Genomic DNA, 20,807 nt, shown 5'->3' with positions numbered 1-20,807 from the left:
CCGAGCTGCAGGCCCGCCTGGACCGGGTGCGCGCGCACTACAACACCCGCCGCCGGCACTCCGCGGTCGGCACCACTCCGCAGCGGGCCTGGGACACCGCGCCGGCACACGGCGGCCCGGCGCAGCTGCCGCTGCAGACCGACGCCACCGTGCACCGGCTCACCGTCATTGCGCACGGCACCGTCACCCTCGGCGCCCATCTGGTCCGGCTCGGCGCCCGCTACGGCGGGCAGCAGGTCACCGCCCTGGTCAACGGCAACCAGGTCAGCTTCCACGCCCTCGACGGCGACCTGATCGGCCAGCTCACCCTCGACCCGGCCAAGCGCTACGCCACACTGTGTGCCGCCTAGTTCATCTGCGACACATGTCGTGAGACATCACTGCGACAGATGTCCGGAGACAGGACACGGCGTTTCCCGCGTCGTGGGACTCCACCCCGCTACGAGGTGACGTCGCGGCGGGCGAAGTGGCGGAAGCCGAGGGCGGTGAAGGCCGCGGCGTAGACCAGCGACTGGACCACCCCGCGGAACAGGTCACCGGAGTCCACCGGCGTGAGCAGCAGGTCGGTCCAGGCGTACTCCTCCGCGGTCGGGAACCAGTCGCGGATCGCGCCGAGCTGCTCGACCTGGTCGAGGATCGCGAAGACGAACATCGTGAAGACGGCGCCGCCGACCGCGGCCAGCGGTGCGTCGGTCATCGTCGAGAACCAGAAGGCGAGCGTGCCGACGACGAGCAGGTGGACGGCGAGGTAGCCGAGCATGCCGGCCAGCCGCAGCATCCCGTCGCCCTGGTCGAGGGTGACCCCCACCGGCGTCCGGATGTCGTCGAAGCCGAACGCGATCCCGCCGGCCACCAGCGCCACCGCCGTGACGGTGACCAGTGCGCCGACCGACAGCACCAGCGCGGCATACCACTTCTGCCGGAGCAGCCGCATCCGCGGCACCGGGGTGGCCAGCGTGTAGCGCAGCGACCCCCACTGGGCCTCGCTGGCCACCGTGTCGCCGAAGAACAGCGCGTACACGACGACGAGGAAGAACGACGTCGTCGCGAACAGCACGAACAGCGTGAAGTTCAGCCCGCTCGACGTCGCGACGTCGACCAGGTTGATCCGGCTGTTCTCCGCCGCCTCCTCGCTGCCGCCCAGCTGCAGCGCGGCGATCAGCACGAGCGGCAGAGCCACCATCGCGAGGACGACGCCGATCGTCCGCCGCCGCTTGAACTGCCGGCGCAGCTCCACCGACAGCCGCAGCGTGCGCTCCGGCCGGTACCCGGCGACCGCGCCGGTCGCCTGCACGTGCTCGGTCGCGGTCACTGCACCGGCCCCTCTCCGACGAGCGCCAGGAACGCGTCCTCCAGCCGCCGGCGCGGCGTGAACTGGTCGACGGCGATGCCGTCGGCGATCAGCGCCTGCAGCGCCACGGCGCGGCTGGTGCCGCCGCCGAGGTCGGCGACCAGGCCCTCGTCGGTGCGCCCGGCGGTCACGCCCGGCAGCGCCTCGAGGACGGCGATCGCGCGGTCGGTGTCGGCGTCGTCGGCGAGGCCGACCAGCACCGCCCCGCCGGTGCCGACGATCTCCTCGACCGTGCCCTGGGCGATCTTCTGGCCCTTGGCCATGACCACCACGTGGGTGCAGGTCTGCTCGATCTCCGACAGCAGGTGGCTGGAGACGATCACCGTGCGGCCGGTCTGCGCGTAGGAGCGCAGCACCTCGCGCATGGCGTGGATCTGGGGCGGGTCGAGCCCGTTGGTCGGTTCGTCGAGCACCAGCAGGTCGGGCAGGCCGAGCATCGCCTGGGCGATGGCGACCCGCTGCCGCATGCCCTGGCTGTACCGGCGCACCGGGCGGTCGATCGCCTTGCCGAGGCCGGCGACCTCGATCGCCTCGTCCATGTGCGCGTCGGCCTCGGGCCGGCCCGTGGCCGCCCAGTACAGCCGCAGGTTGTCCCGCCCGGACAGGTGCGGCTGCAGGCCGGTGCCCTCGACGAACGAGCCCAGCCGCGACAGCACCGGCGCGCCCGGCCCGGCCTCGTGGCCGAAGACGGTGATCCGCCCGGCGGTCGGCCGGATCAGGCCCATGAGCATCCGCAGCGACGTCGTCTTGCCCGCGCCGTTGGGCCCGAGCAGGCCGAGGACCTGGCCGCGCCGCACCTCGAACGACAGGTCCCGGACGGCGACGAACTTGTCCTTGTAGGCCTTGGTCACCCCCGAGAAGCGGAGGGGGACGTCCTCGCCGTCGGGGTCGACCTCGGAGATCTGCCGGCGCCGGTGGCGGCCCCACAGCACGGCGGCGAGCCAGCCGAGCAGCAGGAGCCCGACGACGACGGCGAGCAGCACCCACCAGCGCGACGTGCCGGCGGTGTCCTCGGTGGTGCCGGTGACCGTGGGCACGGCGAGGTCGGTGGCGGCGTCGCCGAGCCCGGCGGCCAGGCCCACGCCGTAGACGGCCGCCTCGGCGGGCAGCGCGAACGCCTGGTCGGTGGTGCTGACCACGACCCGGAGCGTGTGCCCGGCCTCGAAGCGGTGGTCGATGGCCGGCAGGGTGACCGGTACGACGGTGGGGTCGGCCGGGTCGGCGGAGACCTCGGTCAGCGACAGCGGGGCCACCAGGCCGGAGGGCAGCGTCATCGAACCGTCGGGGCCGACGTCGTAGAGCTTGGCGAACAGGGTCGCGGTCCCGGTGGGCGAGGTGACCGTCAGCTCGACGGTGGGGGCGCCGACGACCTCGACGGCGGCGTCCAGCGGCGCGCTGTCGAACGCGGCGAACTGGCCGGGGATCTCGACCGCCTGACCGCCGAGGGCGGTGCCGAGCGCGCCCAGGCCGGGCAGCGTGGTGATCGCCGCCGGGGTGCCCCCGGCGGGCGTGACCACGGGCTGCGTGGGGCCGCTGACCTGCACGGTGGTGCGCTCGCCGGGCGCGGCGCCGTCCAGACCCGGGTACGCGTCGGTGACGACGCTCTGGCTGCCGCCCTGCACGAACCCGCCACCGGTGCCGCCGAGCCCGGTCGGGGCCGGGAACTCGAAGCCGGTGCCGGGGTCGGTGCCGCGGGCGTCGTCGCCCTCGTCGCGCAGGTGCCAGTCGAACCAGCCGGCGACGGTCTCCCGCAGCCGCTCGGTGACGCGGTCCGAGGCCCCGCCGTCGTGGCCGCCGGCGTACCAGACCACCTTGACCGGGGTCCCGTTGGCGGCGATGCCGCGGGCGTTGGCGTCGGCCTGGCCGAGGCCGAACAGCGAGTCCTGGGTGCCCTGCACGAGCAGCGTCGGCGCGGTGATCCGGTCGAGGACGCCGGCAGGGCTGCTGCGGTCGAGCACGGCCTGGATCGCCGGGGTGAGCGTGCCGGTGGCCGCGGCCTCCTGGTAGGCGGCGCAGATGTCGGCGCGGAACCGGCCGCACAGCAGTGCCTGCTCGGCCTGCTCGGGGTCGATGCCGGCGGGGTCGATCTCCGGCAGCTGCGCGGGCGCGCCGTTCGCCGCGCCGTCGGCCGTCGCGGCGCCGGCCCCCTCGCCGTCCTCGTCGTCGTCCCCGCCGGTGAAGATGCTGAGCAGGCCGGCCGACCCCTCGCCGAAGAAGATGCCGGCCCACAGCCGCTTGTAGACGCCGGTGCCCTCGGTCTGCGGGGTGGCAGCGACCGTGTCGGCGTCGGCCGTGCCGGTCTGGGAGGGGAACAGGGCGGCGGTCAGCGAGTTCCAGGTGATCTGCGGCGCGATCGCGTCGACCCGGTCGTCGTAGGCGGCACCGAGCAGGGACAGCGCGCCGCCGTAGGAGGCGCCGGCGACGCCGACGCGCGGGTCGCCCTCGGCGTCCTGCAGGACGTCGTCCCGGTCGGCCAGCCGGTCGATGAGGGTGGAGAGGTCGGCGACCTCGAAGCGCGGGTCGTCCAGGCCGATCTGCCCGGTGCTCTCGCCGAAACCGCGGGCGGAGTAGGTGAGGACGACGAAGCCGCGCTCGGCGAGGAACTGCGCGTCGACGGCGACGGAGTCCTTGCTGCCGCCGAAGCCGTGGGCGAGGACCACCGCCGGCGCCGGGTCGTCGGCGGTCGCCGAGGACGGCAAGTAGAGCGTGGTGTCGAGCTCGACGGCGTCCGCGCCGGAGCCCGAGGGGACGCGCGCCTCCTCGCTGCGGACGTCGTCGGCGGCGCCGGCCGGGGCGGCCGGCAGCAGGACGACGAACGCACCGGTCAGCAGCACGGAGAGCAGGGCGGCGAGCGTCGACCGGCCGGCGGATCGCGGGCGGGGACGCACGGGCCCGCGGAGGGGACGCACGCGACGGCCAACGGGCGAGGAACGGACGGTGTTCCGGAACCAGCTGTGCGTCAGTCGTGAGACGGACCGGGTCAGGGCTGCCACTCGCCGGCGGCCACCACGACCAGCCCGGCCGGGGCGCCCGCGGGCATCTCGAAGAACCGCACCGCCGGCCCGCCGGTGATCTCCGGGAACTGCTCCTTCAGCTGGGCGGCGGCCTCCTGCTGCGTCTCGTCGCCCTCCGTGAAGAACACGGTGGTGGCCGCGACGTCGTCGCCGGAGTACTGGCCGGTGACGGGCGCCTCCCACCCGGCGCCCGAGAACTGACCGGCGATCCGCCCGGCCAGGCCGGTGACCTCGGTGGCGTTGAGCACCGTCACCGGCACGCGGACCGGGGCCGCGGGGGCCTCCTCGGTGGCCGACGACCCGGCGCCGACGTCCAGCGGCGGCAGGGTCGCGTCGGCGATCCCGGTGTCGGGCGCCGGGGCGCTGGTGGGCGCCGGGTCCTCCGACGCGGTCTCCTGCGTCTCGGGCGAGGTGAACGAGTACACGCCGAGCACGGTGAGCGCGACCAGGACCACGGCGACCAGGGCCAGCACCGCGCGCTTCGGCGAGCGGCGGGCGGGGTCGTCGTCGCCGTCCAGGTAGGCGCGGGCGGTCATCGTCTCGCCCTGGCGCTTGAGCTCCTTGCGCCGCTCGACGTCGATCGCCTGGCGCCGGGCGCGGTCGGCGGCCCGGCCGCCGCGGACCTGGGTCGACGGCCCGGTGTCCGGGGACGTGACCGGACCGGCGGCCCGGGCGAGCTCGTCGGAGTACGGCTCGTCGTCGTACCGGTCGCCGTCGTACCGGTCGTCGAGGTCGTCCTGGGCGCCGACGACGCGACCGCGGGTGATCTCGCGCTCGGGGATGGCGGACGTGGCCGGCGCCGGGGCCGGGAACTCGTCGGAGGCGGGGATCGGCCCGGGGGCCACGCGGCCGGACTCCCCGCCGGAGCGGCTCGGGCGCGTCCAGTCGCCGTACACGGGGCCGGAGGGGTGGAGGCCGGCCGGGCGCGGGGCGGTGCCGAGACCGGCGGCCAGTGCCGCCGACGCGGGGCGGGGCTCGTCGGCGCGGGCACCGGTGGGCCCGGTGGCCCACGGCTCCGGGGCGGCGGAGCGGGCGGGGACCGGCTTCGGCGCGACCGGCGGGTGCGGCGAGCGCTCGGCGCGGGTCTCCCCGACCGGGGTCTCCGCCGTCCGGGTCACCGGCTCGGAGCGGGCGGCCCCCGGACGGGCCGCGGCAGGACGGGCCGGCGGCTCGGCCGGGCGGGCCGGCGGCTCGGCCGGGCGCGACGGCGGCCACTCGGAGATCGGCGCCGACGGGTGGCCGTCCGGGAGGGACGGCGGCGGCACCGGCCGGGCCGGCGGCTGCGGACGCTGCGCGGCGCCGCCGAGGGGCAGGCCGGGCGGGGGCGTGCCCGGCAGCGGCGTCTCCGCCAGCCGCTCGGGCGAGTACTTGTCGGGCTGCGCCTCCGGACCGGGGACGGCGAAGGGGGCGACGGTGGTCTGCGGCCCGACGCGGCGCGGCGGCACGGGGGGAACCGGTGGCCGGCGGCTGACCGGCGTCGGGACGGCGTGCTCGTGCGGCAGGTCCTCGCGGTCGCCCCGGCGCCGGCCGGGGGTCGTGGGGTGGTCGCTCAGCTCGCCCGCCGGACGGCGCAGGTCGGGCACGTCGGTACGCCGACGGCCACCGGCCACCGGGGCGTCCCCCCGGTCCGGTACGTCACTGCCTGGCGCCGCGTGCCTCCCCACGGTGACCAAATCTAGACGGCCGGACCCCCGTTGCCCAGGACATCCGGTGAACGGCCACGTCGCCGGGCGCTGCGCAGCCGGCGCAGCCGCCGGACGAGCAACGGATCGGCGGCAAGTGCGTCCGGACGGTCGACGAGGGCGTTGAGCGCCTGGTAGTAGCGCGTCGGCGTCACCCCGAACTGCTCCCGGATCGCCGTCTCCTTGGCGCCCGCCGCCCGCCACCACTGGCGCTCGAAGGCGAGCATGTCGTGCTCGCGGCGGGTCAGGCCCGTCGTCGCGGTCGTCTCCCCTGCTGGACCCTCGGCCCGTGGCGGGGAGACCACGGGGGCCGGGTCGGTGCTCATGGGTGCGTCTCCTGACCGGCTTCCACCGCGCCTGTCGACGCGGTGCGAATGACACGACGGTAGTTCCCGGCACCGACAGATTCGACCCCTGCGGCCGACGGGTGCTCAGACCGGCGCGGGGAGCGTCTCGGCGGCCGGGCGGCGCGCGGCGGCCCGGGCCGTGCGCAGGCTGTCGACGGTGAGCACGGCCAGCGCGACCCACACGACGACGAAGCCGGCGAGGCGGGCGGGCGGCATCGGCTCGTGGCGGACGAAGACGCCGATCGCCAGCTGCATGAGCGGGGTCAGGTACTGCAGCAGGCCGACGGTGGACAGCGGGATGCGCCGGGTCGCGGCGGCGAAGAGCAGCAGCGGGATCGCCGTCGCCACGCCGGAGCTGACCAGCAGCGCGAAGTGGCCCGCGCCCTCGCCGAACGCCGTCCCGTCGCCGCCGCCCTGCAGCACCCCGAGGAACACGACCGCCGGGACGGCGACCAGCGCGGTCTCCAGGAACAGCCCCGGGGCGGCCTCGACGCGCACGAGCTTCTTCATCAGGCCGTACAGGCCGAAGGTCGCCGCGAGCACGAGCGCGATCCAGGGCGGGCGGCCGTAGTCGATCGTCAGGACGGCGACGGCGACGGCGGCGGTGCCGACCGCCACCCACTGCAGCGACCGCAGCCGCTCGCCGAACACCACGACGCCGAGCAGCACGCTGACCAGCGGGTTGATGAAGTAGCCCAGCGAGGTCTCGACGACGTGGCCGGAGTTGACGCCGTAGACGAAGACCAGCCAGTTGACCGCGATGAGCACCGCCGCCCCGGCGAGGACCAGCATCGTGCGCCGGTCGCGGACCGCGGCGCGGACCAGGCCCCAGCGGCGGACCACGGTGAGCAGCAGGGCGATGAAGACCAGCGACCAGAGCACGCGGTGGGCGACGATCTCCAGCCCGCTGGAGGGCTCGAGGAGCGGGAAGTACAGCGGGAACAGGCCCCAGAGCGCGTAGGCGGTGATCCCGGAGGCGACTCCCAGCCGGCGCTCGTCCACTCCCCCACGTTACGTGGGGCGCCTCGCGGCTCAGGCGTGCTGGATGTAGTCCACCAGGGAGGCGCGCTCGGCCTCGAGCTCGTCCAGCCGCGCCTTGACGACGTCGCCGATCGACACGATGCCGACCAGCCGCTCCCCGTCGACCACCGGCACGTGGCGGACGCGCCGGTCGGTCATCGTCTGCGCGAGGTCGTGCACGCTCGCGGTGGGCGGGCAGGTGTGCACCTCGGCGGTCATGACGCTGGACACCGGCTCGGCGAGCAGGCCGGCGCCGTGCTGGTGCAGGCCGCGGGCGATGTCGCGCTCGGAGAGGATGCCGTCGATGCGGTTGCCGTCGGCGGAGACGACGAGCGCGCCGATGCCGTGCTGGGCGAGCAGCGCGAGCGCGTCGCGCACGCTCACCGCGGCGTCGACGGTGGCCACCTCGTGGCCCTTGCGGCGGAGCACCTGGCTGATCTGCACGCGGACCTCCTCGGCACGGACCAGCGCAGTGTGACGCCGCTCACCGATCTCGTGCAACGCGGGGCCCACCGGTCGCCGCACCGGCCTACCGTCGAGGCGTGCGCACCGAGCACCGCCGCCGTCCCGCCCCCTGGCAGTGGCTCTGGTACGCCCTGGGCGGCGGGCTGCCGCGCGAGCTGTCGCCGTGGGTCCTCGAGGACACCACGACGCGCACGTGGTGGCTGCGGCACCTGGCCCGCGCCGTCGTGCAGCTCTCGCCGCTGGTGGTGCTGTGCCTCGTCGCCGTCCCGGTGCCCCTCGGCTACCGGGTGTCGGCGGCCGTCGGCGGGCTGGTCCTCGGGCTGATCTTCTCGGTCGCCTTCATGACGGAGACGACGGAGCACCGCGTGGCCAAGGCCGGCTACCGGGCCGGGACGGCCGCGCGGGTGCGCGAGGAGCGCCGGGAGCAGGAGGAGCGCGAGCGCCGCTCCCCCTACCGGCAGGACGGCGCGGGCAGCTTCGACTGAAGGACCGGTCAGTCCTCGACGCGGAAGCCGATCTTGAGGCCGACCTGGTAGTAGGCGACCTGGCCGTCGACGACCTGCCCGCGGATCTGGGTGGTCTCGAACCAGTCGATGTTGCGGACCGTCTGGGCGGCCTTGGCGATCGCGTTCCTGATCGCGTCGTCGACGCTGGTGCTGCTGCTGCCGACGATCTCGCTCAGCCGGTACACGTGGTCGCTCACGGGTGGCCTCCTCGCCTGCCGCCGCCCGCGGTGGCGGCGGCCCGCCCACCCTGGCACGCCGCGACGGAGCCGACGAGGGGACTCGAACCCCTAACCGCCCGATTACAAGTCGGGTGCGCTACCAGTTGCGCCACGCCGGCGGACCACGGGACCACGTCCCGGGTCAAGAGTAGGGGCGGGGTGGACGCCGCCGTCGCGCCGGGCGAGGAGCAGCACGCTGACCGTCAGCGCCCAGGCCGGGAAGACCAGCACGGCCCAGAGGCTGAGACCGACCACGGTCAGCAGGGTGAGGGCGGCGGCGTAGCTGAGCACCGCGAGCCAGCGCGGCAGGAGCCCCGTGCGCAGCCAGATCGTGGCCAGGGAGATCATGAAGACGGCGGCCATCCGCAGCGCGTAGACGTTGCTGATCTGCAGCATGATCCCGCGTCCGAAGTGCACGACGTCCGGGCGGTAGCCCTGCGCCTCCTGGACCGTCGCCCCGGCGACGACGGCCCCGGCGACGGCCGTCGCGACGAAGACCATCGCGAGGAACACCAGCCCGCTGCCGAGGAACACGGTGGCGAAGAACCGGTCCTCGTGGGCGCCCAGGCGGTCGCGGATCACCGCGATGAACCAGAGGAACGCGATGCCCGCGAACGGCACGAGGCCGACGGCCACCCGGACCCTGGTGCGACCCGCGTCGACCCAGCCCGTCCCGGCGAACGGATCGGCCGGGACGGCGGTGCGCAGCAGGACCACGCTCGCGGTGAAGAGCAGCGCGAAGAGGATGCCGGCCACCGCGGCCGCGTGCGGTGTCCTCAGCCGGCGCAGTCCGTCGTCCACCGCCGCCCTCCCGGTCAGACCAGCTTGGGGAAGGTGGCGAGGAAGAAGAGCCCGACGACGCCGAGCAGCAGACCGGTCCCCAGCAGCAGCCGCTGCGAGCGGTACGCCCGGGCGCGGCCGGACATCGCGCTGAAGAACAGCACGGCGGCGAACAGCACCGTGAGGATCGTGTAGTTGTCGCTGCGCTGGTTGTTCTCCAGCGCCGTGGCGAACAGCCCGTCCGCCCGCTCGTCGGCCGCCGCGGCCGCGAGCGCCTCCGGGAGGACGTACGACGGCAGCTGGAACGGCGACTCGGGCGCCCCGGGCGTGGCGCCGCCGGCCGCGAGCCACTCCTGGTGCGCGGTCGCCAGCGGCTCGGGGAACCGATCGGCGACGAAAGCGGCCAGCGCCGGGTTCCCGGTGCCCTCCGCGACCACCCACTCGGTCCACAGCCCGACCTGGTTGGTGAGACGGGAGTGCGCGGTGGCGTCGGCGCGGGCGGCCTCGATCCGGGCCGACGAGGCCTGGCTGAAGGCGATCGACATCTCCCCGCCCCACTTGCTGGCTTCGAAGGCCGACCACGCGGTGAGGATGGTCGTCACCGAGAGGACCAGGACGGAGAGGAACTCCAGCGCCGCGGAGGAGCCCCGGAGCGGGGTGGGGTCGCTGCGCCCGGCCGGGGCGGGCGGCTCGGCCTCCGGCTCGGCGGCGGGTTCGACCGCGACGAGCTGCGTCGGAGTGCTCTCCCCCGGGTCCGGCCTCACCGGCGACCTCCCCTCGGTGCGGGAGACCAGGGTGGGCAACCGGCGGCGGCAGCACGTCGTCCCGACCGGATGACGTCCGGCGGCTCCGCGGCCCGCGGTCGTGGCCGTGGCTGCCTGTTCTGCGGCCGTGGACCTGCAGTTCAGCGGCGAGATCTGGCACTGGCGCGGGCCCGCGCCGTTCCACTTCGCGTCCGTCCCGGACGAGCGGTGCGGCGAGCTCGAGGCGGTGTCCCCGCTGGTCTCCTACGGCTGGGGGATGATCCCGGTCGCGGCGCGGATCGGCGCCACGAGCTTCACGACGTCGCTGTGGCCCGAGGACGGCGGCTACGTCGTGCCGGTCAAGGAGGCGGTCCGCCGCAGCGAGGGCGTCGACGTCGGCGACGTGGTGACCGTCCGCCTCACCGTCGACGTGTGAGCGGTCAGTCGAGGCCGCGCGGCGAACCGCCCTGCACGTAGTCGGCCGGGTCGCTGCCGGGTGCCGGCCCGGCGGCCAGCCAGCGGGCGAAGCCCTCGGGGTCCCGCCGCTCGAGCTCGTCGAGGGCCTCCTGGCGGCGGCGGACGATCGACTCGCGCGCCGCCGGGTCGAGCCAGCCGGCCAGGGCGGAGGTGGTGCGCAGCCACTCCCGGCCGAGCGCGTCGGTCGGCAGCAGCGACACCGGCAGGGTCAGCCGGGCGACACCCGCGGTGGCCGTGTGGCCGGGCGTCGCGGCCACCGGGCGCGTCGGCAGCACCGGCGCGGGGTTCGCGGGCCGCGCCGCGGCCGGGCCGGACGAGCTCTCCCGCTCTCTGCGGTGCGCGCGCAGCAGCCAGACCGCCAGCCCGACCAGCCCCCCGACGGCGCCGAGCAGCACCGCGGCCAGACCGCCGGCGACCGCCGCCGTCCCGGCGAGGACGAGCAGGCCGGCGACCGTCCAGCCCCCCGCCAGCCCGGCCGCCTCCCACGGGGAGATCCGCGACGGGCCGGACGTCTCCCGGGCGACCCCGGCCGCCAGGCAGGCGGCGACCCCGCCGGCGAGGACGACGGCGACGACTCCCGACCCGCGCAGCACGACGCCGCCGGCGAGCGCGAGGCCGAGACCGCAGAGGATGCCGACCCCGAGGAGGAGCCGGGCGAACGGACCGCGGGTGAGCACGGGGAGGCCTCCTGCGTGAGCAAGACCGGACAAGGGCGATCCACGGTCGCTCAGGCCGGACCCCGACCCCCCGCTCCCGCTCGTCGCAGCGGCACTACCCAGTCCGGGCGCCGCATGCACGTGGGTCCCCGGGGTCTTCCCTCCGCGCGCGACCGCGAGCACGCTTCTCCTGGAAGCCGGCGCCGCTCCCGGCGCCGGACCGCCTCGCCCGGAGGGGGTGCGCAGTGACGACCTCGACCTCGACCACCCACACGGAACGGAACCCTGCCGCCGGCGACCGGCAGGCCGCGGACCCGCCGGTCCGCGAGGTGGTGGTGGGGGTCGACGGGAGCGAGGTGTCGCTGGCCGCCGTCCGGTGGGCCGCCGCGGAGGCGGCCGCGCGGGGGGCGCCGCTGCGCATCGTCCACGCGGCGGACTACCTCGGCGACCCACCGGGCCCGGGCGCGCCCCCGCCGGAGCTGCCGCACGCCCGGCGGATCACCGCCACCGCCTACACCGCGGCCCGGCACGCCGCGCCCGGCCTGACCGCGGCGACGGAGGTCGTGCCCGGCGACGCCACGACGGCGCTGCTGCGGGCCGGCGCCGCGGCGCAGCTGCTCGTGCTGGGCATCTCCACGACCGGCGCGGCCGACGAGATCGTGCGTGCCTCGGTGGCCGCCCACGTCGCCGCCCGATCCCCGCAGCCGGTCGCGGTCGTGCCGCGGTCGCGCCGCAAGCCCGACCCCGACCGTCCGGTCGTCGCCGTCCTCGGCAGCGACGAGCCGGCCGACGACGACGTCGTGGCCGCCTTCGCGGCGGCGACCGCGCAGCGCTCGGGCCGCCGGCTGGTGCTGCTCGAGACCCACCCACGGGTGTCGCTGGGCGACGAGTGGGCCCAGCGGTTCCCCGACGTCGAGGTGGAGCGCGTCGCCATGCCCGGCGCCCAGGGCGTCGACGTGCTCGACCGGGCCTGCCCGACGCCGCTGCTGGTGGCCGGGGTCGGCCACAGCGGCCGCTTCCACCGCGGCCTGGACGGCGCGCACCGCTGGCTGCTGCGGCACTGCACGTCGCCGCTGGTCCTGGTGCCGCCCGCCACCCGCGCCCCCGAGAGCGCCGCCGGCGAGGTCCGCACCGGCACCTGAGCCCCGTCCAGCACACTCACAGCTGCCCTCCAGCACCGCGCCAGGCCGTCGGCCGAACCTCGGTTGCAGGACGCCGGCCGGACGGCCGCGCGGAGGGAGGACAGCAGAAGTGAACGAGCTCGGACAGCCGGCCGGCCAGGACCCGCGGACGACGCCCGCCGGGGCGCCCCCGGCCGCGCCGCACCCCGCCCCGACGCCCGCGGGGGCCTGGCCGCCGCCGCAGCACGGCACGCAGGTGCCGCCGCAGCACGGCACGCAGGTGCCGCCGCAGCACGGCACGCAGGTGCCGCCGCAGCACGGCACGCAGGTGCCGCCGCAGCACGGCACGCAGGTGCCGCCGCAGCACGGCACGCAGGTGCCGCCTCAGCACGGCGCGCAGGTGCCGCCCGCGACCCACCACTACGGCGTGCCCTCCTACCCGGGCGGTCCGCTGCCCGGTGCCGTGCCGCCGGCCCGCCGCACCGGGCGGCTGCGCATCGGCGTCGCCGGCCTGGTCGCCGGTGCGCTCATCGGCGGCGGCGCGGGCGCGGGCGTGGTCGCGCTGGTCGACCCGTCGTCCGCCGGCGGCTCCTCGGCCACCGCCGCCCAGAGCGTGGTCATCAAGGACCCCGACACCGCGACCACCGCCACCGCCGCGGCCGCCAAGGCCGCGCCCAGCGTCGTCACCATCTACGTGACCACGTCCTCGGGCGCGGGCAGCGGCTCGGGCGTGGTCCTCACCGACGACGGCTACGTGCTCACCAACAACCACGTGGTCACGCTCGACAGCCGGACGACGGACGCCGACATCCAGGTGCGCACCTCCGACGGCACGCTCTACGACGCCACGGTCGTCGGCACCGACCCCTCCAGCGACCTGGCCGTCGTGAAGCTCGACGGCGCGAGCAACCTGACCCCGGCCACGTTCGCCGACTCCGACGACGTCCAGGTGGGTGACCTCGCGGTGGCGATCGGCGCCCCCCTGGGCCTGGAGAACACCGTCACCGACGGCATCGTCAGCGCGACGAACCGGGCGGTGCAGACCGGCTCGAGCTCCAGCGACGCCACGGTCATCGACGCCATCCAGACCGACGCGGCGATCAACCCCGGCAACTCCGGCGGCGCGCTGGTGAACGCGGCGGGCGAGGTGATCGGCATCAACACCGCGATCGCCTCGGTGGCGACGTCGGACCTGCCGGGCCAGCAGTCGACGCAGAGCGGCAACATCGGCGTCGGCTTCGCGATCCCCAGCAACGTCGCCGAGCGGATCGCGAAGGAGATCATGGCCGACGGCTCGGCCAGCCACGCCGTCCTCGGCGTGAGCGCGCAGACCGCGACCGACGGGCAGAACAGCGAGGTCGGCGCCGGCGCCGAGGTCGTCTCGGTGCAGGAGGGCAGCGCGGCCGCGGAGGCCGGGCTGCAGGCCGGCGACGTCATCACCGCGATCGACGACCGCGCGGTCACCACCTCGACCGACCTGACCGCCGCCGTCCGCAGCTCGACCCCCGGGGACGAGGTGACGCTCACCGTCCACCGCGGCGACCAGACCGAGCAGGTCAGGGTCACCCTCGGCACGTCGACCAGCTGACCGCTGCGTCGTCCCCGCGACCGACGGCCCCCCGCCCCGGCCCCGGCCCCCTGCGGTGCCGGGGCCGTCCGCTGCCCGGACCCCGGCACGGACCGGCCCCGGTGCCTAGGCTGGTTCAGGTGCCGGCCCCCCGACCGTCCGCCCCGCTGGCGGGCTCCCTCGACGACCCGCAGCGGGCCCGGGACCTCGCGCGCATGAAGCGGTTGGCGACCGGGTTGTTCCTGTTCGCCGCCGCGGTGTTCCTGGCCTGCGTCCTGATCGGCGAGGACGCCGGCGCCTGGGTCGGCTACGTGCGGGCCACCGCCGAGGCGTCGATGGTGGGCGCGCTCGCCGACTGGTTCGCCGTCACGGCCCTGTTCCGGCACCCGCTGCGGCTGCCGATCCCGCACACGGCGATCATCCCGCGCAAGAAGGACCAGATCGGCGCCAGCCTCGGCACCTTCGTGCAGGAGAACTTCCTGACCCGCGCCGTGATCGAGGACAAGCTGACCACCGTCGACGTCCCGGGCCGGCTCGGCGCCTTCCTGGCCGCGCCCGGGCGGGCCGAGCGGCTGGCCGGCGACGCCGCCACGGCGCTGGGGGCGTTCACCGACCTGCTCAAGGACGAGGACCTGCAGCCGGCCGTCGCGACCCTCGTCGACCGCAAGCTGCACGGCACGCCCGCCGCGCCGGTCGTCGCGCGCGCCCTGGAGCTGGTGGTCGACGGCGACCGGCACCAGGAGGTGCTGTCGGTGGCGCTGCGCGGGCTGGCGCGCTTCCTCGACGAGAACCGGGTGGTGTTCCGCGCCCAGCTCGGCGAGTCCTCCCCCGCCTGGGTGCCCGACTGGGTCGACGAGCGCGTGTTCACCCGCGCCTTCAACGGCGTCCAGCAGTTCCTCGAGGAGGTCGGCGCCGACCCCTACCACGAGCTGCGCCGCTCCTACGACCGCCGGCTGCGCGCCTACATCCACGCGCTGCGCACCGACCCGTCGACCGCCGCCCGCGTCGAGGAGCTCAAGAAGGAGCTGCTCGAGCACCCCGCCGTCCGCCACTGGTCGGGGTCGCTGTGGACCAACGCGAAGAACTCCGTGCTGTCCGCCGCCGCCGACCCCGACTCCGAGCTGCGCTCGCGGGTGACCGGGATGATCCGCGACCTCGCCCGGCTGCTGCAGACCGACCCGACCGTGCGCGAGCTTGTTCAAAGGCACGCGCACACGGTGGCCGGCTACCTGGTGGAGCGCTTCGCCGGCGACGTCGCCGACCTGGTGGGGACGACGGTCCAGCGGTGGGACACCGAGGAGACCAGCCGGCGGATCGAGCTGCAGGTGGGCCGCGACCTGCAGTGGATCCGGGTCAACGGCACCGTGGTCGGCGGCCTCGCCGGCCTGCTGATCTACACGACCGCCCAGCTCATCGGCTGAGTCGGAGTCCGACAGCGTAGCTTTCCTGCGCGCTCAGCCTCCGGTGAGGCGGAAGCCGCTCCACTCGAAGCCGGGCGAGACCACGCAGCTGACCAGCACCTCGTCGGTCACCGGGTCGGTGGCCTGCTCGGTGCCCGCCGGCACCAGCACCTGCGGGTTGCCGGCGTCGAGGACGACGGGCTCGCCGCCGAGCCGCAGCACCAGCGGCCCCGGGCCGTGCCAGAGCCACAGCTCGTCGGCGTCGACCACGTGCGGCGCCGAGCGCTCCCCCGGCGCGAGCAGGAAGAGGATCGCGGTGGCGGCGGGCCGGCCGGTCAGCTCGGCCGGCGAGGTCCAGGTGCGGCGGAACCAGCCGCCCTCGGGGTGCGGCTCCAGCCCGAGCGCGGTCGCCCGGGGCGGCGTCACAGCCGCGCCTGGGCCGCCACGTACAGGGCGATGCCGGCGGCGACGCTGACGTTGAGCGACTCGGTGTCGCGCCCGATCGGGATGCGGACGACGACGTCGCAGCGCTCGCGCACCAGCCGCGACAGGCCGGCGCCCTCGGCGCCCACCACGAGCGCGACCGGATCGGCGAAGCCGTCGTACTCGTGCAGGTCGACCTCGCCGTCGCCGGCCAGGCCCACGGTCATCAGCCCGGCGTCCTGGTAGGACGCCAGCGCCCGGGGCAGGTTGACCGCCCGGGCGACCGGCAGGCGGGCGGCGGCACCAGCGCTGGTCCGCCACGCCGAGGCGGTCATGCCCACGGCCCGGCGCTGCGGCACGACGACGCCGTGCGCGTCGAACGCGGCCGCCGACCGGACCACCGCACCGAGGTTGCGCGGGTCGGTCACGCCGTCCATGGCCACGATCAGCGGCGGGCGGCCGGAGTCGTGCGCGGCGGCGAGCAGGTCGTCGGGGTGCGCGTAGGCGTACGGCGGCACCTGCAGGCCGATGCCCTGGTGCAGCGCGCCGCCGGACATCCGGTCGAACTCGGCCTTGCCGACCTCGAGCAGCGGCAGCCCGCGGTCGGCGGCCAGCTGGAGCGCCTCGGCGATCCGCTCGTCGGTGCTCTGCTTGCCACCCGCCCCGCCGCCCCGACCGACATCGGTCACCACGTACAGCGCCGTCGCCGGGATCTCGGCCCGCAGGGCCTCCACGACCGGGTTGCGGCCCAGCAGCAGCTCCGGGGCCTCCTCGGCCCGCTGGCGCTGGCGGGCGCGGTCGGCGCGCTGCCGGGCGTCGGCGGCCGCCCGCCGCTGCGCCGGGTGCCCGGGCCGCATCTCGGCCGGCGGGGTCGCCCCGCGCCCGGCGAGCGCCCGGCGTCCCTTGCCCCCGGTGCCGCTGGTCGCGCCCTTCTTGCCGCCCGAGGCGCGGGCGCCGCGGCGCTGGCTGTTGCCGGCCATCAGCGGCTCAGCTCCCAGCGCGGCCCCTGCGGGGTGTCCTCCACGGTGACCCCCAGCTTCGCCATCTGGTCGCGGATCGCGTCGGCGGCGGCGTAGTCCTTGCGCGCCCGCGCGGCCTGCCGCTGCTCCAGCGCCATCTGCACCAGCCCGTCGGTGACGTCGGCGAGCCGGTCGCCGCCGCCGACCGCCCACTGCGGGTCGAACGGGTCGAGCCCCATCACGTCGAGCGCGCCCCGCACCGCGGCGAGCGCCGTCGCCGCCTGCTCCTCGTCACCGCGGTCGAGCGCGGCGTTCCCGGCCCGCACCTCGGTGTGCACCGTGGCCATCGCCGCAGCGGTGTTGAGGTCGTCGTCCATGGCGGCGGCGAACTCCGGGGAGACCACCGGCTCGGCCGACGTCCCGACCCGCTCGGTCGCGCGGCGGACGAAGGACTCGATGCGCTGGTAGCCACCGGCGGCCTCGTGCAGCGCGGGCTCGGTGAACTCGATCGTCGACCGGTAGTGCGGGGTCGCGAGGTAGTAGCGCAGCTCGACCGGCCGCACCCGCTTGACCACCTCGTCGACCAGCGCCGTGTTGCCCAGCGACTTGCTCATCTTCTCGCCGCCGAGGGTCACCCAGCCGTTGTGCACCCAGTAGCGGGCGAAGCCGTCCCCGGCCGCCCGCGACTGCGCCTGCTCGTTCTCGTGGTGCGGGAAGCGCAGGTCCAGCCCGCCGCCGTGGATGTCGAAGTCCGCGCCGAGGTAGCGCCCGGCCATCGCCGAGCACTCCAGGTGCCAGCCCGGCCGGCCGCGGCCCCACGGGGTGGGCCACGAGGCGGTCTCCGGCTCGCCCTCCTTGTGCGCCTTCCACAGCGCGAAGTCGCGCGGGTCGCGCTTGCGGTCGGCGTCGACGACGTCGTCGGCGGCCTGCAGGTCGTCGAGCTTCTGCCCGGTGAGCGCGCCGTACTCGGGGAAGGAGCGGACGTCGAAGTAGACGTCGCCGTCGGCGGCGTAGGCGTGACCGCTGTCGATCAGCCGGTGCATGAGCTGCACCATGTCGGGCACGTGGCCGGTGGCCCGCGGCTCGTAGGTGGGCGGCCGCACGCCGAGGACGTCGTAGGCGCGGGTGCAGGCCCGCTCGTTCTCGTAGGCCCACGCCCACCACGGCACGCCGTGCTCGGCGGCCTTGGCGAGGATCTTGTCGTCGATGTCGGTGACGTTGCGGACCAGCGTGACGTCGAACCCGTGGCCGCGCTCCAGCCAGCGGCGCAGGACGTCGAAGACCAGCGCGGCGCGCACGTGCCCGAGGTGCGGCGGCCCCTGGACGGTCAGCCCGCAGACGTACATGGAGGCCCGTCCCGCACGCAGGGGCGTGAAGTCGCGCACGGCTCGGGTGGCCGTGTCGTACAGGCGGAGGCTCACCGCTCGGAGTCTACGGACCGCTCCGTGCCGTCAGCCCTGACCACCAGCGCGGTCGCCACCGCGGCCCGGCCCTCGCCGCGTCCGGTGAGCCCGAGGCCGTCGGTGGTCGTGGCGCTCACGCTCACCGGTGCGCCCAGCGCGGCCGACAGCGCCGCCTCGGCCTCGGCCCGCCGCGGGCCCACCTTGGGGGTGGGCGCGATGAGCTGCACGGCGGCGTTGCCCACCCGCCAGCCCGCGGCGGCCAGCGTCGCGCGGACGTGCTCGAGGACCGTGGTGCCCGACGCCCCCGCCCAGCGCGGGTCGTCGGTGCCGAGCAGGCCGCCGATGTCGCCCAGTCCGGCGGCGGAGAGCACCGCGTCGGTGAGCGCGTGCGCGGCGACGTCGCCGTCGGAGTGGCCGGCGCAGCCGTCGGCCCCGGGCCACTCCAGGCCGGCGAGGAAGCACGGGCGGCCGGCCTCGATCGGGTGGACATCGGTGCCGATGCCGACGCGCGGCAGCCCGGTCACGCCCGCACCTGGAGTTCGGCCACCGCGAGGTCGTGCGCCACGGTCACCTTGGCGGCGCGCTCGTCGCCGTCGACGGTGTGCACGGGGACGCCGCGCGCGCGGACCACCGCGGCGTCGTCGGTGAGGTCGGCGTCGTCCGGGAGGTCGGCGTAGGCCGCCACCAGCGTGCCCCGGTCGAAGCCCTGCGGGGTCTGCACCCGGCGCAGCGGGCCGCGGGGCACCGCGTCGGTGACGACGCCGTCGTCGTCGACCACGACGGTGGTGTCCACGACGGGCAGGACCGGGACGACGGCGCGCGACCCGGCCGCGAGCGCGGCGAGGACGCGGGCCACGACGGCCGGCGGGGTCAGCGGCCGGGCGGCGTCGTGCACCAGGACGGCGTCGGCCCGCTCGCCGGCGGCGGCCAGGGCGGCCCGCACCGAGGCGGTGCGGCTGGCACCGCCGGCGACCAGCCGGACCCCGGGCGGGAGGACGGCGGCGCAGGCGTCCCGCTCCCCCGGCGGGACGGCGACCACCACCTCGGCGACGCCGCCGGCGCGCAGGGTGTCGACCGCCCAGCAGACCAGCGGCCGGCCGCTGAGGGGGACCAGCGCCTTCGGCCGGTCCGCCCCCAGACGCAGACCGCTCCCGGCCGCTGCGACGATGCCGACAGCGTGCACGGGAGCGGTCTGGAGGTGTGCTGCGGAGCTCGGGGTCGAGCTCAGCTGGCGAGGACCTCGTCGAGGAGCACCTCGGCCTTGTCCTCGTTGGTGCCCTCGGCGAGCGCCAGCTCGCTGACCAGGATCTGGCGCGCCTTGGAGAGCATGCGCTTCTCGCCGGCGGAGAGACCGCGGTCCTTGTCGCGGCGCCACAGGTCGCGGACGACCTCGGCGACCTTGTTGACGTCGCCCGAGGCCAGCTTCTCGAGGTTGGCCTTGTACCGGCGCGACCAGTTCGTCGGCTCCTCGGTGTGCGGGGCGCGCAACACCTCGAAGACCCGGTTGAGACCCTCCTGGCCGACGACGTCGCGGACGCCGACGATCTCTGCGTTGTCGGCCGGCACGCGCACGGTCAGGTCGCCCTGGGCGACCTTCAGCACGAGGTAGGCCTTCTCTTCACCCTTGATGACGCGCTTCTCGATGGCCTCGATGAGCGCGGCCCCGTGGTGCGGGTAGACGACGGTCTCGCCGACAGTGAAGCCCATGTGTGTGTGACCCCTTTCGCTGTTTCCAGGCTACCACGGAAGACTGACGGGCGGATCGGGCGAAGGCCGTAAATCTGCAGGTCAGAAGGCAGATGAAGTAACCGGAGGGGGTTGACAAGCGCGTGACTGGTGTGCCTGGTGGGTTCACCCGGGCCCGTGGCCTGGTGCTCGCCACGCACGCCGGACCCACGGTCGCGGTGACCCTCGTGGCCACCCTGCTGGGGGTCGCCGCGGGGGTCGGCGGCGGCCGCGCGGTGCTGCTGTGCGCCGCCGTCCTCGCAGGTCAGGCGTCGATCGGGTGGAGCAACGACTGGCTCGACGCCGACCGCGACCAGGCCGTCGCGCGACCCGACAAGCCGGTCGTGCAGGGCGCCGTCGCCCCGTCGACGCTGCGCGTGGCGGCGCTCGCGGCGGCCGCGCTGGCCGTCGTCCTCTCGCTGCTGCTCGGCGTGGTGCCCGGTCTGCTCCTGCTGCTGCTCGTGGCCAGCGGCTGGGCCTACAACGCCGGGCTCAAGCGCACCGCCGCCTCGGCCGTGCCGTACCTCGTCGGGTTCGGCGCGCTGCCCGCGGGCGTGGTCGCCGCGGCCCCGGGCACCCCGGCCGCGCCGTGGTGGCTGGTCGCCTCCGGGGCGGCGCTGGGCGGCGCGGCGCACCTCGCCAACGTCGCCCCCGACCTCGAGGACGACCTCGCCACCGGCGTCCGCGGCCTGCCGCACCGGATCGGCGCGACCGCGTCCGCGGTCACCGGCGCGGTGCTGCTCGGCGCCGCGACGCTGCTGCTCGTGCTGGGACCGCCCGGAGCGCCGACGACGGCGGGCTGGGCCGGCGTGGTGCTGGCCCTGCCCGCCGTCGTCGTGGCGGCGCTCGCCGGGTCGCCGCGGTGGCGGCGGGCGGCGTTCCCGGCGGTGATGCTGCTGACCGTGCTGGACGTCGTCCTGCTGCTGGTCGGCGGCGCGTCGGTCGCCTAG

The 20,807-nt window shown here is 75.9% G+C and carries 22 protein-coding genes and 1 tRNA gene; 7 read left to right on the top strand and 16 right to left on the bottom strand.

Going from position 1 to position 20,807, the window contains the following annotated elements:
• Positions 1-350, top strand: a 350-nt coding sequence (locus tag ACI8AF_RS02275) for a hypothetical protein (RefSeq protein ID WP_456538031.1), incomplete at its 5' end; no start/stop codon positions are given.
• A gap of 89 nt (positions 351-439) precedes the next feature.
• Here the strand turns inward: ACI8AF_RS02275 and ACI8AF_RS02270 are convergent.
• The 6 genes from ACI8AF_RS02270 to ACI8AF_RS02245 form a co-directional block, all read right to left on the bottom strand.
• Entirely contained in the window at positions 440-1,312 is an 873-nt protein-coding gene (locus tag ACI8AF_RS02270; protein WP_456538030.1) for an ABC transporter permease, read from the bottom strand.
• The gene (locus tag ACI8AF_RS02265; protein WP_456538029.1) at positions 1,309-4,239 is read right to left on the bottom strand and encodes an alpha/beta fold hydrolase; all 2,931 of its coding nucleotides are present in this window, start codon (positions 4,237-4,239) and stop codon (positions 1,309-1,311) included. The genes ACI8AF_RS02270 and ACI8AF_RS02265 overlap by 4 nt, the downstream gene beginning before the upstream one ends.
• A gap of 92 nt (positions 4,240-4,331) precedes the next feature.
• Positions 4,332-5,975: a LytR C-terminal domain-containing protein gene (locus ACI8AF_RS02260; protein WP_456538028.1), complete on the bottom strand. Its 1,644-nt coding sequence runs from the start codon at positions 5,973-5,975 to the stop codon at positions 4,332-4,334.
• A 65-nt stretch (positions 5,976-6,040) separates the two neighbouring features.
• Positions 6,041-6,373 carry a DUF3263 domain-containing protein gene (locus ACI8AF_RS02255; RefSeq protein WP_456538027.1) on the bottom strand — a complete coding sequence of 111 codons (333 nt, stop codon included), beginning with the start codon at positions 6,371-6,373 and terminating at the stop codon, positions 6,041-6,043.
• A gap of 105 nt (positions 6,374-6,478) precedes the next feature.
• Positions 6,479-7,396: an EamA family transporter RarD gene (rarD, locus tag ACI8AF_RS02250; RefSeq protein ID WP_456538026.1), complete on the bottom strand. Its 918-nt coding sequence runs from the start codon at positions 7,394-7,396 to the stop codon at positions 6,479-6,481.
• Positions 7,397-7,426: 30 nt separating this feature from the next.
• Entirely contained in the window at positions 7,427-7,858 is a 432-nt protein-coding gene (locus ACI8AF_RS02245; RefSeq protein ID WP_456538025.1) for a CBS domain-containing protein, read from the bottom strand.
• A gap of 98 nt (positions 7,859-7,956) precedes the next feature.
• Between ACI8AF_RS02245 and ACI8AF_RS02240 the strand changes: the two genes are divergently transcribed.
• Positions 7,957-8,364, top strand: a complete 408-nt coding sequence (locus ACI8AF_RS02240) for a DUF5313 family protein (protein ID WP_456538024.1) — start codon at positions 7,957-7,959, stop codon at positions 8,362-8,364.
• Positions 8,365-8,372: 8 nt separating this feature from the next.
• Here the strand turns inward: ACI8AF_RS02240 and ACI8AF_RS02235 are convergent, their stop codons facing one another.
• The 3 genes from ACI8AF_RS02235 to ACI8AF_RS02225 form a co-directional block, all read right to left on the bottom strand.
• Complete coding sequence (locus tag ACI8AF_RS02235) at positions 8,373-8,582, bottom strand: dodecin (RefSeq protein WP_456538023.1); 210 nt, start codon at positions 8,580-8,582, stop codon at positions 8,373-8,375.
• 67 nt (positions 8,583-8,649) lie between these two features.
• Positions 8,650-8,722, bottom strand: a tRNA-Thr gene (locus tag ACI8AF_RS02230).
• A gap of 696 nt (positions 8,723-9,418) precedes the next feature.
• A complete protein-coding gene (locus ACI8AF_RS02225) occupies positions 9,419-10,147 on the bottom strand; it encodes a hypothetical protein (RefSeq protein ID WP_456538022.1) in 729 nt (242 codons plus the stop codon).
• 127 nt (positions 10,148-10,274) lie between these two features.
• Here ACI8AF_RS02225 and ACI8AF_RS02220 point away from each other — a divergent pair, with 127 nt between their 5' ends.
• A complete protein-coding gene (locus tag ACI8AF_RS02220; protein WP_456538021.1) occupies positions 10,275-10,562 on the top strand; it encodes a DUF1905 domain-containing protein in 288 nt (95 codons plus the stop codon).
• 4 nt (positions 10,563-10,566) lie between these two features.
• Here ACI8AF_RS02220 and ACI8AF_RS02215 read toward each other — a convergent pair whose 3' ends face one another.
• Positions 10,567-11,280, bottom strand: coding sequence for a hypothetical protein (locus ACI8AF_RS02215; RefSeq protein WP_456538020.1), 714 nt, complete (start codon positions 11,278-11,280; stop codon positions 10,567-10,569).
• Between the two features lie 224 nt (positions 11,281-11,504).
• On the opposite strand from ACI8AF_RS02215, the gene ACI8AF_RS02210 reads away from it, so the two are divergent.
• The 3 genes from ACI8AF_RS02210 (at position 11,505) to ACI8AF_RS02200 (ending at position 15,368) form a co-directional block, all read left to right on the top strand.
• Positions 11,505-12,401 carry a universal stress protein gene (locus ACI8AF_RS02210; protein WP_456538019.1) on the top strand — a complete coding sequence of 299 codons (897 nt, stop codon included), beginning with the start codon at positions 11,505-11,507 and terminating at the stop codon, positions 12,399-12,401.
• Between the two features lie 109 nt (positions 12,402-12,510).
• Positions 12,511-13,968, top strand: coding sequence for a trypsin-like peptidase domain-containing protein (locus ACI8AF_RS02205; RefSeq protein WP_456538018.1), 1,458 nt, complete (start codon positions 12,511-12,513; stop codon positions 13,966-13,968).
• A gap of 119 nt (positions 13,969-14,087) precedes the next feature.
• Positions 14,088-15,368, top strand: coding sequence for a DUF445 domain-containing protein (locus ACI8AF_RS02200; protein ID WP_456538017.1), 1,281 nt, complete (start codon positions 14,088-14,090; stop codon positions 15,366-15,368).
• Positions 15,369-15,401: 33 nt separating this feature from the next.
• Here the strand turns inward: ACI8AF_RS02200 and ACI8AF_RS02195 are convergent, their stop codons facing one another.
• The 6 genes from ACI8AF_RS02195 to ACI8AF_RS02170 are packed head-to-tail and all read right to left on the bottom strand — an operon-like array spanning position 15,402 to position 19,839.
• Positions 15,402-15,773, bottom strand: coding sequence for a cupin domain-containing protein (locus ACI8AF_RS02195; protein ID WP_456538016.1), 372 nt, complete (start codon positions 15,771-15,773; stop codon positions 15,402-15,404).
• Positions 15,770-16,750, bottom strand: a complete 981-nt coding sequence (gene rlmB, locus ACI8AF_RS02190) for a 23S rRNA (guanosine(2251)-2'-O)-methyltransferase RlmB (RefSeq protein ID WP_456538015.1) — start codon at positions 16,748-16,750, stop codon at positions 15,770-15,772. The genes ACI8AF_RS02195 and rlmB overlap by 4 nt, the downstream gene beginning before the upstream one ends.
• A complete protein-coding gene (gene cysS, locus ACI8AF_RS02185) occupies positions 16,750-18,150 on the bottom strand; it encodes a cysteine--tRNA ligase (protein WP_456538014.1) in 1,401 nt (466 codons plus the stop codon). Before cysS ends, rlmB begins: the two co-directional genes overlap by 1 nt.
• Positions 18,147-18,656: a 2-C-methyl-D-erythritol 2,4-cyclodiphosphate synthase gene (ispF, locus tag ACI8AF_RS02180; protein ID WP_456538013.1), complete on the bottom strand. Its 510-nt coding sequence runs from the start codon at positions 18,654-18,656 to the stop codon at positions 18,147-18,149. The genes cysS and ispF overlap by 4 nt, the downstream gene beginning before the upstream one ends.
• Positions 18,653-19,315: a 2-C-methyl-D-erythritol 4-phosphate cytidylyltransferase gene (gene ispD / locus ACI8AF_RS02175; RefSeq protein WP_456538012.1), complete on the bottom strand. Its 663-nt coding sequence runs from the start codon at positions 19,313-19,315 to the stop codon at positions 18,653-18,655. The genes ispF and ispD overlap by 4 nt, the downstream gene beginning before the upstream one ends.
• A gap of 41 nt (positions 19,316-19,356) precedes the next feature.
• Entirely contained in the window at positions 19,357-19,839 is a 483-nt protein-coding gene (locus ACI8AF_RS02170) for a CarD family transcriptional regulator (protein ID WP_097206868.1), read from the bottom strand.
• A gap of 122 nt (positions 19,840-19,961) precedes the next feature.
• On the opposite strand from ACI8AF_RS02170, the gene ACI8AF_RS02165 reads away from it, so the two are divergent.
• Positions 19,962-20,807 carry a UbiA family prenyltransferase gene (locus ACI8AF_RS02165; RefSeq protein WP_456538011.1) on the top strand — a complete coding sequence of 282 codons (846 nt, stop codon included), beginning with the start codon at positions 19,962-19,964 and terminating at the stop codon, positions 20,805-20,807.

The sequence above is a fragment of the Blastococcus sp. SYSU D00669 genome (assembly GCF_054050715.1).
The sequence above is the reverse complement of the archived record's forward strand: the minus strand, read 5'-3'. Positions and strand labels throughout refer to the sequence as shown.